12 protein-coding genes are annotated in these 14,781 nt (G+C 65.1%); 10 read left to right on the top strand and 2 right to left on the bottom strand.

Annotation, left to right across the window (positions count from 1 at the left end):
* Positions 1-310: 310 nt before the first annotated feature.
* From WS75_RS30575 to WS75_RS30555, 5 genes are all read left to right on the top strand, one after another.
* Complete coding sequence (locus WS75_RS30575) at positions 311-1,264, top strand: LysR family transcriptional regulator (protein WP_059686324.1); 954 nt, start codon at positions 311-313, stop codon at positions 1,262-1,264.
* 63 nt (positions 1,265-1,327) lie between these two features.
* A complete protein-coding gene (gene tcuA, locus WS75_RS30570) occupies positions 1,328-2,737 on the top strand; it encodes an FAD-dependent tricarballylate dehydrogenase TcuA (RefSeq protein ID WP_059686322.1) in 1,410 nt (469 codons plus the stop codon).
* The gene (gene tcuB / locus WS75_RS30565; RefSeq protein WP_059686320.1) at positions 2,724-3,932 is read left to right on the top strand and encodes a tricarballylate utilization 4Fe-4S protein TcuB; all 1,209 of its coding nucleotides are present in this window, start codon (positions 2,724-2,726) and stop codon (positions 3,930-3,932) included. The genes tcuA and tcuB overlap by 14 nt, the downstream gene beginning before the upstream one ends.
* Positions 3,933-3,987: 55 nt before the next feature.
* Entirely contained in the window at positions 3,988-5,307 is a 1,320-nt protein-coding gene (locus WS75_RS30560; RefSeq protein ID WP_059686318.1) for an MFS transporter, read from the top strand.
* Positions 5,308-6,022: 715 nt separating this feature from the next.
* The gene (locus tag WS75_RS30555; protein WP_059686316.1) at positions 6,023-7,102 is read left to right on the top strand and encodes a linear amide C-N hydrolase; all 1,080 of its coding nucleotides are present in this window, start codon (positions 6,023-6,025) and stop codon (positions 7,100-7,102) included.
* A 335-nt stretch (positions 7,103-7,437) separates the two neighbouring features.
* On the opposite strand, the gene speB is transcribed toward WS75_RS30555, so the two are convergent.
* Positions 7,438-8,400, bottom strand: coding sequence for an agmatinase (speB, locus tag WS75_RS30550; protein ID WP_059686433.1), 963 nt, complete (start codon positions 8,398-8,400; stop codon positions 7,438-7,440).
* Positions 8,401-8,823: 423 nt separating this feature from the next.
* Here speB and WS75_RS30545 point away from each other — a divergent pair, with 423 nt between their 5' ends.
* The 5 genes from WS75_RS30545 to WS75_RS30525 all read left to right on the top strand — a co-directional run bounded on the left by WS75_RS30545 (position 8,824) and on the right by WS75_RS30525 (position 14,106).
* Complete coding sequence (locus WS75_RS30545) at positions 8,824-9,498, top strand: lysoplasmalogenase (RefSeq protein ID WP_059686431.1); 675 nt, start codon at positions 8,824-8,826, stop codon at positions 9,496-9,498.
* 243 nt (positions 9,499-9,741) lie between these two features.
* Complete coding sequence (locus WS75_RS30540; RefSeq protein ID WP_059686313.1) at positions 9,742-11,325, top strand: flavin-containing monooxygenase; 1,584 nt, start codon at positions 9,742-9,744, stop codon at positions 11,323-11,325.
* 21 nt (positions 11,326-11,346) lie between these two features.
* Complete coding sequence (locus WS75_RS30535) at positions 11,347-12,285, top strand: SDR family NAD(P)-dependent oxidoreductase (protein ID WP_059686310.1); 939 nt, start codon at positions 11,347-11,349, stop codon at positions 12,283-12,285.
* The gene (locus WS75_RS30530; RefSeq protein WP_059686308.1) at positions 12,282-13,187 is read left to right on the top strand and encodes a metal-dependent hydrolase; all 906 of its coding nucleotides are present in this window, start codon (positions 12,282-12,284) and stop codon (positions 13,185-13,187) included. Before WS75_RS30535 ends, WS75_RS30530 begins: the two co-directional genes overlap by 4 nt.
* Positions 13,188-13,191: 4 nt before the next feature.
* Positions 13,192-14,106 (top strand): alpha/beta fold hydrolase, encoded by a 915-nt coding sequence (locus tag WS75_RS30525; protein ID WP_059686429.1) that lies wholly within the window; start codon positions 13,192-13,194, stop codon positions 14,104-14,106.
* On the opposite strand, the gene WS75_RS30520 is transcribed toward WS75_RS30525, so the two are convergent.
* Positions 14,067-14,621 (bottom strand): putative glycolipid-binding domain-containing protein, encoded by a 555-nt coding sequence (locus tag WS75_RS30520; protein ID WP_059686306.1) that lies wholly within the window; start codon positions 14,619-14,621, stop codon positions 14,067-14,069. The genes WS75_RS30525 and WS75_RS30520 overlap by 40 nt on opposite strands.
* Between the last annotated feature and the right edge of the window lie 160 nt (positions 14,622-14,781).

The raw sequence follows: 14,781 nt of genomic DNA, 5'->3' as shown, positions 1-14,781 counted from the left end.
GCTGAATTGCTCCGCTTCATCCAACCGGACGTAAATCCTACCAGCAGCAATGCTCCGCGCTGAATGGCCGCTGACGGAAAGTCCGACTGACCGTTTAGGGTCGGATTGAGCCAGTCGCGGTTCGTCGGAGCGGCCACCGACCGGGTTCGGCCAGGAGCGGTCGTTCAACGGGGCCGTTGGAATGTCATTCAAGAGTCCGTTTTCACGCCGGTCGCAGACGCTATAGGGGACGCGTTGTGGCGCCTATGCCGAGGATTGTTCGACGACGTTCTGTCAAAATACCCGCTTAACCCTCCTGACCGATCGCCGAATGGAACTCAGACAACTACGCTATTTTCTCAGCGCCGTGGAACACGGAAGCATGGGCAAGGCGGCGCTGGAACTCGGCGTGGTGACCTCGGCATTGAGTCAGCAGATCAGCCGTCTCGAAGGTGAACTGTCCACGCGCCTGCTGCAACGGACCTCGGGCGGCGTCGTTCCAACCGACGCAGGTTTGGCGTTCTGGCGTCAGGCGCAACTCGCGCTGCGTCATATCGACGATGCCGCGCTCGCTGCACGCGCAGCCCGTCTGTCGGGCCATGTCAGCGTTGGCATGGCGCCGAGCACAGCGAGCGTGCTAGGTGTCGCATTCATGCAGGCCATGCGCTCGCGCTATCCCGATGTGCGGCTGCACATGGTCGAAAGTCTCTCTGGCTATCTTGCATCCATGCTGAGCGCGCGTCAGATCGATCTCGCCGTGCTGTTCCGCGAGGAGTCCGCGCAACGCTGGAGCGTGCTGCCGCTGCTGGACGAGCGGCTGTTCCTGATCGGCGCAGGCGATCTCGATGGCATGCCGACGAGCGCATCCGTCCGGCTGAAAAATCTCGGCAGGCTTCCGCTCGTTCTTCCCAGCGGCACGCATGGGCTGCGTTCGCTGCTGTTATCAGCGTTCAGGCGCGCCGAATACGAGCCGAACATCGTCGCCGAAGTCGACGGCCTTGCACTCCTGATGGACTTCGTCCGCACCGGCATCGGCGCGACCATACAACCTGGTGCGGCGCTCGCAAGGCCCGAGAACGTGATACTGAAGAGCGTGCCCGTCGCGGATAAATACGCCACACGGCCCAACATGCTCGCCAGCGTCTCCGACGACGAACTGTCTCCCGCCGGTCTCGCTGCGCGCGTGGTGCTCGCCGATGTCGCCCGTCAACTGGTGCAGGAAGGCCGCTGGCCCGGTGCACGGCTGCGGGAGCCTCAGCCTTCACAAAAAGTGAAGACCCCTTGACGGCTGGCTGGTAGCGACGCGGGCACGAGACCTTTACGATTTGTCCAAAAGGAGACAAGTCTGATGGTCGATGTGCTCGTAATCGGAGGAGGCAATGCCGCGCTGTGTGCCGCATTGATGGCGCGCGAAGCGGGCGCCTCGGTTCTGCTTCTCGAATCCGCGCCGCGCGAATGGCGCGGCGGCAACTCGCAACACACGCGCAATCTGCGCTGCATGCACGATGCGCCGCAAGACGTACTCGTCGATGCCTATCCGGAAGAGGAGTTTTGGCAGGACCTGTTGAAAGTCACCGGCGGCATCACGAATGAGCATCTCGCGCGGCTCACGATCCGCGCGTCGTCGTCGTGCCGGCCGTGGATGCAGAAACACGGCGTACGCTTCCAGCCGCCGCTGTCCGGCGCGCTGCACGTGGCACGCACCAACGCGTTCTTCATGGGTGGCGGCAAGGCGCTCGTCAACGCGTATTACCGCAGCGCCGAAGCGCTCGGCGTTGATATCCGCTATGAAACACCCGTCGATTCGCTTGAACTTGACGGCAGCCTCTTCATCGCGGCGCGCAGCGGCAGCCAGCGCTTCGAGGCGCGCGCCTGCGTGCTGGCGGCGGGCGGCTTTGAATCAAATCGCGAGTGGCTGCGCGAAGCGTGGGGGCAAAACGAGCGCGGCGAATGGCCCGCCGACAACTTTCTGATTCGCGGCACGCGCTTCAACAAGGGCGTGCTCATCAAGCATATGACCAACGCCGGTGCGGACATGATCGGCGACCCGTCGCAGTCGCACTGCGTCGCCATCGATGCACGCGCGCCGCTGTATGACGGCGGCATCTGCACGCGCATCGACTGTGTGTCGCTGGGCGTCGTGGTGAATCGTGACGCCGAGCGCTTTTACGACGAAGGCGAGGATTTCTGGCCGAAGCGCTATGCGATCTGGGGGCGGCTCGTTGCGCATCAACCGGGGCAGATCGGCTATTCGATCATCGACTCGAAAGCAATCGGCCACTTCATGCCGCCGGTGTTTCCGGGCGAAAAGGCCGATACGCTGCCGGAACTCGCGCGCAAGCTCGGGCTGCCGGAAGCGCGCTTCATGGAAACGCTCATGCGCTACAACGATTCATGCCGCGACGGCACCTTCGACCACACCGCGCTCGACGACTGCCACACCGAAGGTCTCGCGCCGCCCAAGACGCACTGGGCGCGCCGCATCGAGACGCCACCGTTTTACGGTTATGCGTTGCGGCCGGGCATCACGTTCACGTATCTCGGACTAAAGACCAATGACCGCGCGCAGGTTCACTTCGGCGGCAAAGCCAGTGAGAACCTGTTCGTGGCCGGCGAAATGATGGCCGGCAACGTGCTCGGTAAGGGCTATACAGCGGGCGTCGGCATGTCGATCGGCACAGCCTTCGGGCGCATTGCCGGGACGCAGGCCGCGCGCGCCGCACTCAAAACGACGGAGGCAACCAGTGCAGCAGTCTGACCCGCTTGCGCCCGAACGCATGCGCACGGCGTTATCGGTCGATACGAAAAAAACTTCTCACGGCATCACGGCGCGCGTGATCCCCATTGTGCCGATGAGCGCAGGCGAAGCCGAAGTGGCACGGCAGATGCAGATCTGCAACGCCTGCCGCTACTGCGAAGGCTTCTGCGCCGTGTTCCCGGCCATGACGCGCCGCCTGGAATTCGGCAAGTCGGACGTCAACTATCTGGCGAATCTCTGCCACAACTGCGGCGCGTGCTATCACGCGTGCCAATACGCGCCGCCGCACGAATTCGGCGTGAACGTGCCGAAAGCGATGGCCGAAGTCCGACTCGAAACCTACACCGAATACGCGTTTCCCGCGTCGTTCGGCGCGCTGTACAAACGCAACGGCCTGACTTTGTCGGTTGCACTGGCGGCCGGACTCGCGCTGTTTCTGCTGCTCGGTACGGCATTACACGGCGGCTTGTCGGGCGATGTCGCGCCAGCGAACTTCTACGCGATCTTCCCGCACAACCTGCTCGCGGCGATGTTTGGCATCGTTTTCCTGTTCGCCATTCTCGCGCTCGGCGTTGGCGTCACGCGCTTCTGGCGCGACGTGTCGGCAGGAACGGCAAGCGCGCCAGCCGTCGCGGAAGCGGCCAAGAACGCGCTGACGCTCACGTACCTGGACGGCGGCCACGGCGACGGCTGCAACGAAGAGAGCGATGCCTTCACACTGGCGCGGCGCCGTTTCCATCACCTGACGTTCTACGGCTTCATGCTGTGCTTTGCGGCAACCGCAGTTGCGACGCTCTATCACTATGCATTCGGTCTGGACGCGCCGTATCCGTTTCTGAGCGTACCTGTGCTGCTGGGAACCGCGGGCGGCATTGGACTGATTGCGGGGTCGGCGGGACTGCTGTGGCTGAACCTGAAACGCGTTCCGGAGCGGGGCGATGTCCGTCAGCGTCCGATGGACCGCGGCTTCATCGCGCTCCTGCTACTGACGAGCGCATCCGGTCTCGCGCTGCTCGCGCTCCGCATGACCTCGGCGATGCCGTCGCTGCTCGCGATTCATCTCGGCATCGTGATGGCGCTGTTCGCCACGCTGCCTTACGGCAAGTTCGCGCACGGCATCTTCCGCTCGGCGGCGTTGCTCAAATCGTCGATAGAGAAGCGGCAACGCAACACGCTGAGCCTCAGTTCGGATTAGCAGTCACTCGGGCGCCTTGGGCGCCCATCACTATAGATAAGAAGCAGGAGACGCAATGAACCGCACAGAATCGATCGCCGCTACGTCCGGCGTTTCGCCCATGACGAGGGCCGCCGCCGTGCTGCGCGTGACCAGCGGCAATTTCATCGAACAGTTCGATTTCTTTCTGTTCGGCTTCTACGCGACGTCGATCTCGAAGATCTTTTTCCCGTCCACCAGCGAGTTCGCCTCGCTGATGCTCACCTTCGCGGTGTTCGGCGCGGGCTTTCTGATGCGTCCGCTCGGTGCGATCTTTCTCGGCGCGTATATCGACAAGGTCGGACGACGCACCGGGCTGATCGTTACGCTGTCGATCATGGCGAGCGGCACCATTCTGATTGCCTGCGTGCCCGGGTACGCGACGATCGGCCTGCTCGCGCCGGCGCTCGTGCTGCTCGGGCGTCTGTTGCAGGGCTTCTCGGCGGGCGCGGAACTGGGCGGCGTGTCAGTGTATCTCGCGGAAATGGCGACGCCCGATAACAAGGGCTTTTACACGAGTTGGCAGTCGGCGAGCCAGCAGGTCGCCATCGTCGTGGCGGCGGCCATCGGTTACGGGCTGAACCAGTGGCTGTCAGCGCAGCAAATCGGCGCATGGGGCTGGCGCGTGCCGTTTTTCATCGGCTGCGCGATCGTGCCGTTCCTGTTCATGCTGCGCCGTTCGCTGCAGGAGACCGCAGCGTTCGAAGCGCGGCGGCATCATCCGCAGGCGCGCGAGATTTTTGCGATGCTGCTCGCCAACTGGCGCACCGTCATCGGCGGCATGCTGTTGACGGCGATGACCACCACCACCTTCTATCTCATCACCGTCTATACGCCGACCTTCGGTAAGTCGGAGCTGAAGCTGTCCACCTCCGACAGCCTGATGGTCACGCTGCTTGTGGCTGCATCGAATTTCGTCTGGCTGCCGATCGGCGGCACGATTTCCGACCGCATCGGCCGCAAGCCGCTGCTGCTCGCCATTTCCGTGCTGGCGATCTTCACGGCTTATCCGGCGCTGTCCTGGCTCGCCGATGCACCGAGCTTCGCGCGCATGCTGATCGTTCTGCTGTGGTTCTCGTTCTTCTTCGGCATGTATAACGGCGCGATGGTCGCCGCGCTCACCGAAGTGATGCCGGTCGAAGTGCGCGTCGCGGGCTTCTCGCTGGCGTTCAGTCTCGCGACGGCGCTGTTCGGCGGCTTTACGCCGGCGGTATCGACGTATCTGATTCAGGTCCTGCATGACAAGGCCGCACCAGGCTACTGGCTGAGCTTCGCTGCGCTCTGCAGCTTGTGCGCGACGCTCGGGCTGTACCGTCGCCGCGCGGGCAGCAACGCGTCCTCGGCATCGTCGGCCTGACAGCGATTGCATCGGCCCGTTTATGTAACCCCGGCTTTGCACCGGACTTTCGCTTTTTCAGCGGCGACAAGAAGGGGCGATGCAGTCCAGCTTGCACAGCAACGCAGTGCCACTCCATCTTGCCGTAAGAGCGGCGCGTCTGTGGCTGATAGCTGATGTGCCCCGCGCGCAGATTATGGGCTGAAGGCCTATTCGACTGACCGACGAGTGGGCTTGCCGGGAATGTTTAATCTGCATGTCGGCAATCGATCATTGGAACGTGCGGCTGGCATTGGCCGCATTTATCGATCACCTGTTGACGGGTTGAATCCGCATCTGAAAGTCGCCATTGAAGGCGCCGACTCTCAAGCGACTGGTACGGGACGGCAACGATCACTTGCTTTTGACCGCCGCCAACCAGGAAGCGACATTCACTGCGCTATCGAGAATGGCCGCTTATCGGCTTTGAGGAGCCGATCGTACTCCGCTGAAAGAGTAACGAAATTGCGCCGCAAGGAGAGAAGGTACAAACCAGCGTGCATTCCGATCTCACACTTGACTGCAACGGCCCAGTTGACAACTGCATTACGGAAATCCAATACTTCCCTTTTCCTCAGACGTTGTCGGCGCGATATTGCCCGAGTAATCAATGCGCGGCAGGCGGCCACGAGTCGCCTTCGCAGCGAGCGTCGGCGTCGAGCAATCTGTAATCACCAACACAGCGTGAGGAATTGCCATGCGCCGCCCTTTTTGCGTCGTTCTGACCTGTCTCGCCGCAGCAGCGACACTCCTCGTCGATCCAGCCGGATCGCTAGCCTGCACACGCGTCGTCTATCTCGGTGACAACGACGACGTTATCACCGCCCGATCGATGGACTGGAAGCTCGACGTCGCCACTAATCTTTACATCCTGCCGCGTGGCATTGTCCGCACCGGTGAATCCGGTCCGAACTCTCTCAAATGGACCGCCAAATACGGTAGCGTCGTGGCTACCGGTTATGACGTCTCCACCACCGATGGCATGAACGAAAAGGGGCTAGCTGCTGAACTGCTCTGGCTCGTCGAGTCGCAATATCCCCCCTTCGACAAAAACTCGAAACCGGGACTCACCATCGCCGCATGGGCGCAGTACGTGCTGGACAATTTTGCGACCGTCGCGGAAGCCGTCGCTGCACTTGAGAAAGAGCCGTTCACAATCGTCACTGACAACGTCCCCGGAGAGCAGCGCCTCGCCACACTGCACCTCGCCATGTCGGACGCGACTGGCGACAGCGCCATCGTCGAGTACATCGGCGGCAAGCAGATCATCCATCATGGTCGGCAGTACCAGGTCATGACCAACTCACCGACCTTCGACGAGCAGCTTGCACTGAACGAATATTGGAAGCAGATAGGTGGCACAGTCTGGCTACCTGGCACCAATCGCTCTGCTGACCGGTTCGCGCGCGCCTCGTTCTACGTCAACGCTATCCCCAAGAGTGAAGACCCCGCCATTGCACTTGCCAGCGTTTTCAGCGTGATCCGTAACGTGTCGGTGCCGTTCGGGATCACCACCCCGGACGAGCCGAACATATCGTCCACACGCTGGCGCACCGTCGCCGATCACAAGCGCATGCTTTACTTCTTCGAATCGGCCGTCACTCCGAGTACTTTCTGGGTCGATCTCAACAAGGTCGACTTCTCCGCCGGCGCACCTGTCAAACGTCTCGACCTCGGCAAGGATCAGCGCAATCCATTCGGCGGCGAAGTCTCCAGGGACTTTCAACGCGCACCCGCGTTTCCCTTCCTCGGGACCGACGCCAGCAAGTCCCGCTGAGGCGTGGCGTGACGGCCTCATCGTGGACGCATTCTGTGAGTGCCATGAATCGTTCCGGCTGGATGCCTGTCGCCAGCGCTGAGTCGGCAACTTCGCCCAGCGGCACCCTTCGGGTTCCGTTGGCGGGTAGCCGCTAACGCAACCAACGGCGGCTCAGGGTCGGGAAGCCCCCGCCAGGAAAGCGCGCGACGCGTTTTTCTGCTCGCCCCCCGGCAAGCAATCCACCCACGGCCATCGATCCGTCGACGTTGCGCGCAGCGCACGAAAAAAGGCCGGCGGGCACCCGTCCCGCCGGCCTTTTGCATGACATGGCCGTGCACGCCGGCCAACCCGCGTCAGCCCCCCACCACCTTCTTCTGCCGCCAGAGGCACAGCAAATCGCACGCGACATGCGCTGCCGCAATTGCGGTGATGTCCGCGTGATCGTAAGCAGGCGCAACCTCGACGACATCCGCGCCAACAATATTCACCGCACCGAGCGCGCGCACGATCGCGAGCGCCTGCGCGGACGACAACCCGCCCGCGACCGGCGTCCCCGTGCCGGGCGCGAACGCCGGATCGAGACAGTCGATATCGAACGTCAGGTACGCGGGCCGCGCACCGACGATGTCGACGATCCGCTCCACCGCCGCGCGCGGACCATGCTCATGCACCCACGCGGCATCGAGCCGCTCGATCCCGAGGAAATCGTCGTTCCACGTGCGGATGCCGACCTGCACCGACGTCGCCGGATCGATCAGCCCTTCCTTCACCGCCTTGTAGAACATCGTGCCGTGATTGAGGCTGTCCGGCTCGTCGTCGGCCCACGTATCGCAGTGCGCATCGAAGTGGATCAACGACAATGGCTTGCCGTAGCGCTCCGCGTGCGCGACCAGTAGCGGATACGTGATGTAGTGGTCGCCGCCGAGCGTCAGCATCTTCGCGCCCGAGCGCAGGATCGTGCGCGCATGCTCGACGATCGCAGGCTTGATCGACAGCGGGTTGTGCGCATCGAACCAGCAATCGCCGTAATCGACGGCCGCGAGATCCTCGAACGGATCAAAGCCCCACGGATACGGATGGAGCTCCGCGAGCTGCACGCTCGCCGCGCGGATCGCGGCCGGGCCGAGCCGCGCGCCCGAGCGATAGGTCGTCGCGAGGTCGAGCGGCACGCCGGAAATCGCGACGTCGACGCCGTCGAGCGCGCGCGAATAGGTGCGGCGCATGAACGACAGTACGCCCGCATAGGTGTTTTCGATCGAGGAGCCGTATGGCGTCGTGCGACGGATCGCGCCGTCGCCGTGTAGCAGTTCGGTCATGTCGAACCTGTTGGTCATGAGGACCGCACGCAGCCTCTGCATCGGGTGCGCTGGCGGGACCCGGCACGGATTCATTGAAAACGCGGCGGCGTGCCCTCGCCGGGCGCGGCCGTCGCGCCGGCCTGCGAACCCTGTAGCGCGGCCGGGCGGGACAACGTCGATACGCGGCGATGATAGCAAGCCGAAACCGCAGCGTTGCCCCGGTTCGACCGGGGCAAACGCATCGAAACACCCGGCGCGGCGGCAGGCGTACCGGCGCCGCATGGCCCGAACCGAGGCCGCCACATCGCCGTACCGTCGCCATGCCGCGCCTAGAAGGATTCGCCGGTTTTTACCCGGCCGTTCTTCCGGATAATGGCCGGCAGCCGCGCCCACGACGGCGCGCCGTCCACCGCGGACCGCAACAATCCGGAGACACCCGCCTTGATCGCCACGCTTCCCGCCACCTATCGCCGGCTCTGGCCGCTCGCCGTCGCCGCCGCGCTGCTGTACGGACTGTCGCTCGCCGCCGCGCCCTATCCCGGGCAGGCCGCCGCGAAAGCCGCGATGGGCATCCTGTTGCTCGCGGCCGGCAGCACCTGCGCGGCACCGCGCGAACGCGCGTGGCTGTGCGCGGCGCTCGCCACGGCGGTACTCGGCGACGTGCTGCTCGCGCTGCCCGACTGGCCGCTGTCGTTCGTCCTCGGCCTCGGCGCGTTCCTGCTGACTCATCTGTGTTATTGCGCGATCTTCGTGCGCTGGCGCGCGCGGCCGCACGGCTGGCGCATCGCGGCGCTGATCGGGCTCTGGATCGCCGCGCCGGCGTTCTACGTGGCCTTCCTTCCGCACCTGGGCGAGCTGCTCGCGCCGGTCGCCGTCTACATGCTCGTGCTGTGCGCGATGGCGAGCTTCGCGCTCGCGGCCCGCACGCGCGGCCCGCTGGTCGCCGTCGGCAGCCTGATCTTCGTCGGCTCCGACACGCTGATCGGCGTCGGACGCTTCCTCGGCGGCTTTCCCGGCATCGACTACCTGATCTGGGGCCTCTACGCGCTCGCGCAGGTCACGATCGTCGCCGGGGTTTTCCATGAGACGGTCGCCCGTTCGATCCGTCCCCGATAGCGTTTCAAACAGGCCGCCGCGCGCCGGCGGCCTCGTCTCCCGCTTCTCCGGCCCTGCCGACGGCCGTTTCCGAGCATTCCGCAATGCGGAAACCGTTCCGTTCCAAACCCCGCTCAGCCCTTTCCCGCGCGGCTTCTGGCACTTAGAGCGCCGCTTCTAGCCTCTTGCGGTTTCCAGGCTCACCCACTATCGTTACATCAACCAATGTAACATTAAAAAATGAGCCAAATCGGAGACACCCGGATGAATGCTCGCACGTTGCCTTTCGGCCCGCCCGGCCACGACGGCCTGGACGAAACCATCGACATCGCCATCATCGGCACCGGCTTCGCCGGTCTCGGGATGGCCATCCGCCTGCGGCAGACAGGCGTGACCGACTTCGTCGTCCTCGAGAAGGCCGCGTCGGTCGGCGGCACGTGGCGCGACAACCATTACCCCGGGTGTGCGTGCGACGTGCAATCGCACGTCTATTCATTCTCGTTCGCGCCGAACCCGCGCTGGACGCGCATGTTCGCGCCGCAGCCGGAGATCCGCGCATATCTGGAAGACTGCGTGCAGCGCTTCGGCGTCGGCCCGCACCTGCGCCTGAACCACGAGCTGCAGCGCGCCGAATACGACGAGGCCGCGCAACGCTGGCGCCTCACGTTCGCGAACGGCAAGCGGCTGTCGGCGCGTGTGCTGGTGTCGGGGATGGGCGGGCTGTCGCGCGCCGCGCTGCCGGCGATTCCCGGCGTCGAGAACTTCAAGGGGCGCGCGTTCCATTCGCAGCAGTGGGATCACGACTACGCGCTCGAAGGCAAGCGCGTCGCGGTGATCGGCACCGGCGCGAGCGCGATCCAGTTCGTGCCGCAGATCGCGCCGCGCGTGAAGCAGCTCGCGCTGTTCCAGCGCACGCCGCCGTGGATCATGCCGAAGCCCGACCGCAACCTGACCGGCTTCGAGAAATGGCTGTTCCGCACGCTGCCGTTCACGCAGAAGGTGGTGCGCAGCGGCATCTACTGGATGCTCGAATCGCGCGTGCTCGGCTTCGCGATCCATCCGTCGCTGATGAAGAACGTGCAGAAACTCGCGCTGCGCCATATCCGCAAGCAGATTCCCGATCCGGAACTGCGCAAGACCGTCACGCCGAACTACACGCTCGGCTGCAAGCGCGTGCTGATCTCGAACGACTACTACCCGGCGCTGTCGCGCAAGAACGTCGACGTGATCACGACCGGCATCGACCACATCGAAGCCGACGCGGTCGTGACGACCGACGGCCGCCGTCATGAAGTCGACTGCCTGATCTACGGCACGGGCTTCCAGGTCGCCGATCCGTATCCGCGCGGCGCGATCATCGGCCGCGGCGGCCTCGACATCGTCGACGCCTGGCGCGACGGCGCGCACGCGTATCTCGGCACGACGCTGCCGGGCTACCCGAACTTCTTCATGATCGTCGGTCCGAACACCGGCCTCGGCCACAATTCGATGGTGTTCATGATCGAGTCGCAGATCGAATACATCCTCGGCGCGCTGAACGCGATGCGCCGCGAACGTGCAGACGCGATCGAGGTGCGCCCGCTGGTGGAGGCGCAGTTCAACAGCGACCTGCAGGGCCGGCTCAAGAAGGCGATCTGGTCGACGGGCGGCTGCAAGAGCTGGTACCTCGACCCGCGCACCGGCAAGAACACGACGCTGTGGCCGGACTTCACCTGGCGCTTCCGCCAGGCGACCGCGCACTTCTCGATCGCCGATTACCACGCGTATCGCGCGCCGCACCACGACACGAGCGCGCGGCCCGTCGTCGCGCCCGCCGCTTCCGCTTCCACTTCCGCCGAAGCGGCCTGAGTCAGACAAGGAGCCACCGACATGAGAGATTTCGCCAACAAGGTCGCCGCGATCACGGGCGCGGGCTCGGGCATGGGCCGCTCGCTCGCCGTGCAGCTCGCGCAGGCCGGCTGCCACGTGTCGCTCGCCGACAAGAACGGCGTCGGCCTCGCGGAAACCGAGCGGATCGTCCGTACGATCGCGCCGAACGTGCGCGTGTCGACGCGCGTGCTCGACGTCGCCGACCGTGACGCGATGTTCGCGTGGGCGGACGACACCGCGCAGGAACACGGCAAGGTCAACCTGATCTTCAACAACGCGGGCGTCGCGCTGTCGAGCACGATCGAAGGCATGGAATACGGCGATCTCGAGTGGATCGTGAACATCAACTTCTGGGGCGTCGTGCACGGCACGAAGGCGTTCCTGCCGCACCTGAAGGCATCGGGCGACGGTCACGTGATCAACACGTCGAGCATCTTCGGGATCTTCGCGCAGCCGGGGATGAGCGGCTACAACGCGACCAAGTTCGCGGTGCGCGGCTTCACCGAATCGCTGCGGCAGGAACTCGACATGATGAAGTGCGGCGTGTCGGCCACCTGCGTGCATCCGGGCGGCATCCGCACCAACATCGCGCAATCGAGCCGCGTCGCGAAGAACATGGTCGGCTTCATCGTCGAGAGCGAGCAGCAGGGCAAGGACAGCTTCGAGAAGTTTTTCATCACGACCGCCGACGACGCCGCGCGCACGATCCTCGCCGGCGTGCGCAAGAACAAGCGCCGCGTGCTGATCGGCCGCGACGCGAAGGCCGCGGACTGGATGGCGCGCACCCTGCCGGCCGCGTATCAAGCGCTCGTCGTGCTCGCGACGCGCCGCGAGGCCGCGAAGGCCCGCCGCGCGGCCGCGCGCTACGGCGCGCCGGCGGCCACGCCGCTTCACGCAACCTACAACAATGCAGGCAATCAGGGAGGAGAACAATCATGAAGACCCCGAACATGATGCCGGTGCGGCGCGACATCCGTTTCGCGCTGCCGCCCGAACGCGCGAAGGACTGGCACGTCCAGGGCGTGCCCGTCACGCACTTCATGAACGCGCTGTCGCTGCTGTTCCCGGCCGGCGAGCGCTTCTTCATGGATTCGGTGCGCAACTACCGCGACCGCATCGAGGATCCGGAGCTGAAGAAGCAGGTGCTCGGCTTCATCGGCCAGGAAGCGATGCACACGCGCGAGCACATCGAATACAACGACCTGCTGCAGGCGTCCGGCCTGCCCGCGCACAAGCTCGACAAGCGGCTGTGGACGATCCTCGGCTTCTTCAAGAAGACGCTGCCGCATTCGATGCAGCTCGCGATCACGATCGCGCTCGAGCACTACACGGCGATCCTCGCGAACCAGCTGCTGTCGGGCCACGAACACCGGATCGACGGATCGGTCGAAGGCTATCAGCAGATGTGGATGTGGCACGCGATGGAGGAAACCGAGCACAAGGCGGTGTCGTACGACGTATGGAACGCCGTGATGAAGCCGGGCCTCGGCAGCTACCTGCTGCGCACGGGCACGATGCTGACGACGACGGTATTGTTCTGGGCGATCGTGTTCGACTTCCACGTTCGCCTGATGCGTGCGCACCGTCGCGAACACGGCAAGTTCGGTGGCATGTGGCGCCTCGTGAAGTATCTGTACAGCCCGAGGCACGGCGTGTTCCCGAGCATCGCCCGCGAATGGCTCGACTACTTCCGTCCGGGTTTCCATCCGTGGGACCACGACAACCATCAGTACCTGCAGGAGCTCGACACGCTGCTCGCGAACATCGACGCGACCAACGCGCGCCATGCCGCGCAGGCCGCCCCGCGCCGCGTGCCGCTGCATCCGGTTCCGCAGGCATGACGTCGTGGCGCGCGCACACGAGATGCTGACCGTCCGCTCCGGCGACGTGAACCTCGCCGTGTACGTCAGCGGCCCGCGGCGCGCGCCGCCGCTGATCCTCGTGCACGGTTATCCCGATTCGGCGGCCGTGTGGGCGCCGGTCCGCGCGCGGCTCGCGAAGCGCTATCGCGTGATCGCGTACGACGTGCGGGGCGCCGGCGCATCCGATGCGCCGCGCCGCCGCGCGGACTACGCCCTTGCGCGGCTCGCGGAAGACCTGAAGGCGGTGGCAGACGCGACCTGCGGCAACCGGCCGTTCCATCTGGTCGGCCACGACTGGGGGTCGATCCAGTGCTGGGAGGCCGTGACGGACCCCGCGTTCCGCGGCCGGATCGCGTCCTACACGTCGATCTCCGGCCCGTGCCTCGACCACGTGTTCCGCGCGAAGATGCGGCTCAGGCAGAGCCTGAAGTCGTGGTACATCGCGTTCTTCCACCTGCCGGTCGTGCCGTCGCTGGTCTGGCGCCTCGGCGGCGCCGCGCTGTGGCCGCGCTGGCTGCAGCTGACCGAGCGCGTGCGGCCGGAGCGCGACCCCGCGCAGTTGAAGAACGCGCTGAACGGGTTGCAGCTCTACCGCGCGAACTTCCTCGCGCGGGCGAGAAAGCCGCGCGAGCGGTACGCGCAGGCGCCGGTGCAGATCCTCGTGCCGGTGCGCGACCGCTACGTGACGCCCGAGATGTCGGTCGATCTCGATCGCTGGCTCGGCGAGCACGTGCGCGAGGAAATCGACGGCGCGCACTGGATCGTCATGCGCAATCCGGAGCTGATCGCGGCGCGGATCGACCGGTTCGCGGCGGCGCATGAAAGGCCGGCGGTCGCGACGGCAACGCGCGCGGCGGTTCAGCGCAATGCCGGCAGGCGCTTGAACAGCGTTTCGTAGTCGATCACGAGCCCGTCGGCGTCGATGTCCATTTCCGCCGTGAAATTCCGGAAAATGCCTTCGTAGCGGTAGCGCCGGCCGGCCTCGACGCACGTGTACGCCTGCTTGACCGGCGTCACCGTCAAGTCCGGCGTCGAGATGTATGCGACGTCGATCGGCCGCCGCTCGCCGCGCACGAGACCGAGGCGGCCGATCGGCAGCGAATTCGTGAACGGCGTCGCCGCGATGTCGATGTCGACGCAGCCGTCCAGTTCCGGCAATGCACGCCCTGACCCGTCGCGCCAGTGCCCGGCGCCGTCGCCGTGCAACGTCAGCGTGCCGCCGCCCATCACCTTGAGCACCGCGTACGTCACGCGCCAGTGCGGATCGCACTCGACGCGATACGCAAGCCCGTATGCGCGGCCGTACCGCTGGCCGACCACCGCGCTTTCGACGACGATGCCGCCGCCACTCCGGTCGAACGTCAGATGTTCGACGCCGTCGCCCTCGAGCGACGCCCAACGCACCGCGCGCATTCCTTCGCCTCCCGGTTGGTCCGATGCCGGGCATCGTCGCACGAATCCCCGCTCGAAGGCGTGACCCACGACGCGTACCTGGGCCAAAAGAACCGGCCATTGCCGGAATTCGCTACCGAAGCCAGCAATTCGCCCGAAAACGCCAGTGCGCAGCCCCCGG

The organism is Burkholderia sp. FL-7-2-10-S1-D7, from assembly GCF_001524185.1.
GTDB classification, from domain to species: Bacteria; Pseudomonadota; Gammaproteobacteria; order Burkholderiales; family Burkholderiaceae; genus Burkholderia; species Burkholderia diffusa.
Note: the sequence above shows the minus strand (reverse complement) of the source record. Positions and strands in the feature narration are given on the sequence as shown.

What these genes read in the sequence shown, in the direction of transcription:
- WS75_RS30575 (WP_059686324.1), top strand. Translation starts at nt 311, where the DNA reads ATGGAACTCAGACAACTACGCTATTTTCTCAGCGCCGTGGAACACGGA.
- tcuA (WP_059686322.1), top strand. Translation starts at nt 1,328, where the DNA reads ATGGTCGATGTGCTCGTAATCGGAGGAGGCAATGCCGCGCTGTGTGCC.
- WS75_RS30560 (WP_059686318.1), top strand. Translation starts at nt 3,988, where the DNA reads ATGAACCGCACAGAATCGATCGCCGCTACGTCCGGCGTTTCGCCCATG.
- WS75_RS30555 (WP_059686316.1), top strand. Translation starts at nt 6,023, where the DNA reads ATGCGCCGCCCTTTTTGCGTCGTTCTGACCTGTCTCGCCGCAGCAGCG.
- speB (WP_059686433.1), bottom strand. Translation starts at nt 8,400, where the DNA reads ATGACCGAACTGCTACACGGCGACGGCGCGATCCGTCGCACGACGCCA.
- WS75_RS30540 (WP_059686313.1), top strand. Translation starts at nt 9,742, where the DNA reads ATGAATGCTCGCACGTTGCCTTTCGGCCCGCCCGGCCACGACGGCCTG.
- WS75_RS30535 (WP_059686310.1), top strand. Translation starts at nt 11,347, where the DNA reads ATGAGAGATTTCGCCAACAAGGTCGCCGCGATCACGGGCGCGGGCTCG.
- WS75_RS30530 (WP_059686308.1), top strand. Translation starts at nt 12,282, where the DNA reads ATGAAGACCCCGAACATGATGCCGGTGCGGCGCGACATCCGTTTCGCG.
- WS75_RS30520 (WP_059686306.1), bottom strand. Translation starts at nt 14,621, where the DNA reads ATGCGCGCGGTGCGTTGGGCGTCGCTCGAGGGCGACGGCGTCGAACAT.